This window comes from Bacteroidota bacterium (assembly GCA_018831055.1).
Lineage (GTDB): Bacteria > Bacteroidota > Bacteroidia > Bacteroidales > B18-G4 > M55B132.
The window spans coordinates 1-2,051 of the sequence record JAHJRE010000258.1 but is presented as its reverse complement, the minus strand read 5'-3'; the positions used below and the strand labels follow the sequence as shown (position 1 = coordinate 2,051).

The window sequence follows — 2,051 nt, the reverse complement described above, 5'->3', positions numbered from 1 at the left end:
CGATAGCGGGACATTCTGGCGTCCCTGCAAGGTAACAGGCGGTGTATGGGAGTATCCCGGCAATTGTGGTGATAGTGTTCCGCCGTTTACCGACGGTCTGTATAGGATAGAAGTAAGGGCACAAGATGGCGCATTAAATTACGAGTCAACGATAACGACAATAACAATCAGTTATGACACGCAAGTACCGACGACATCAATCAAGATGCCGTGTTTTGGCTGGCACAAGTCTTATGCAACTATATCAGGAACCGCTCAGGATCCTGGAAATGCTGGAATAGAGAAAGTAGAGGTAGCAATCAGGGATAATACTTTAGTACCACCAAAGTACTGGAGTGGTAGTAGTTTTAACAGTGTGGATATAGTGTGGTCAACAACAACACTATCGGATATTGGTGGTGGGAAATGGCAGTTTACGTATCCGATACCCGGTCAATCAATACCTAACTGGGGCAGCGGTGGCACTCAGAGTGCTGATGGCGACCAGATAGAGGTTCGCAGCCAGGTAACCGATAAGTCCGGGAATCAGGAGAGTCCGTATCAGAGTTGGACATTCTATGTAGATATTACCACACCTACGGTCAACATATTAAGTCCGGCGGTAAATGTCTCAACGATATCTACATTAACAACGATTTCAGGTAGTGCTGCTGATACGCCGTCGTATCCTGCTGGTCAGATAAAGAATGTGAAGATAAGGATATATAGATTATTAGACGAAAAGTACTGGGGTGGTATTACATTTAGTATTGCGAAAGTGAATGCGGATGATGCGTGGTTTGTGCCTGCAAGTACCAATTCTGCTGGCACTGTTTGGAGTCATCCGTTTAATTCAGGTGACTGGAACAACGGGTATCTCTACAGAATAGAAGCGAAGGTGGACGACAGAGCGGATAACTATCAGACAGGTTATTCGACGAGAGAGTTCAGGATTGATTATTCTCCACCTGTAAGCAAGGTGGACTTACCCGTTCATAGTTCGGTTATCTCGCAGTTTTCCAAGATAACAGGAACAGCGGCTGATACTGGCGGGTTAAAGAGCGTGAATATATCGGTAGTTCGGCTAGATACAAACAAGTACTGGGAGTCGGCGGTTCAGACATGGAATCAGAACACGACTTACTGGATAGAAGTAAACCCACCCTGGACGAGTTGGGATTTTACGCAGATAGAGCAGTCGCACTTAACCAACGGAGTAAGTTACTGGGTAACGACGATATCAACGGATGTGTCCCAGCCGCCGTTAGTGGAAGTTCCTTCATCTGCCCGTGGGTCGTATTTCATCTATGACACAACACCGCCGGTATCTAATATACGAGCGCCTGTGGATATTTCAACAGTGAGCATCAAGTCATATTCCTCAATTCAGATAGCAAGTGGTAATTGTTCTGATTTTCAGCCTTTCAGTGGAGCGGCGTATTCCAATAGTATCTCATCAGTAGAAATATCAATCCAGAATCTGACATTAAATAATACCTGGTGGACAGGTAGTGGCTGGGCAGAAAGCGAGACGTGGCGGCCGGCGAGTAATTTTGTTGTTGGCAACGACAGTTGGACATACACATCCATAGCTGACGCATTCAATAGTGGCTGGCAGTACAAATTCAAGACGAGGGGTTATGACGGAGCATTGCCGAACAATATCCAGACGGTATTCAACGAATACACCGTCACATATGACACGCATCCGCCAACTTCCAGCCTCCAACTTCCAACTTCCGTCAATCCCAATTACGGGCTGGACAGGATACTATCAACAATATCCGGTAGTAGCGACGATGATTTATCATCGCCTTACAAAGCTGGTGTATTAAAAGTCCAGGTACGAATATCCACCGGCACACCGGCGATTTACTGGAATGAAGTTAACTGGACAGGCACATCAGCAAGTTGGCTTGATACCGACACACCAGAAACCGACCCGTTTGTGTTCACATCAACACCTATGTGGTTAAACGGCAAGGAATATACAGTAGAGACAAGGGCGACTGATAAGGTAATACCGAGTGGCAATTTGCAAATAGCGTATTCTACGGTTACATTCAAATATG

At 45.9% G+C, this 2,051-nt stretch carries 1 protein-coding gene; it reads left to right on the top strand.

What is annotated here, in order from left to right; genetic code table 11:
* Positions 1 to 2,051: hypothetical protein (locus KKA81_16175; GenBank protein ID MBU2652464.1), on the top strand; the 2,051-nt coding region annotated here is incomplete at both ends.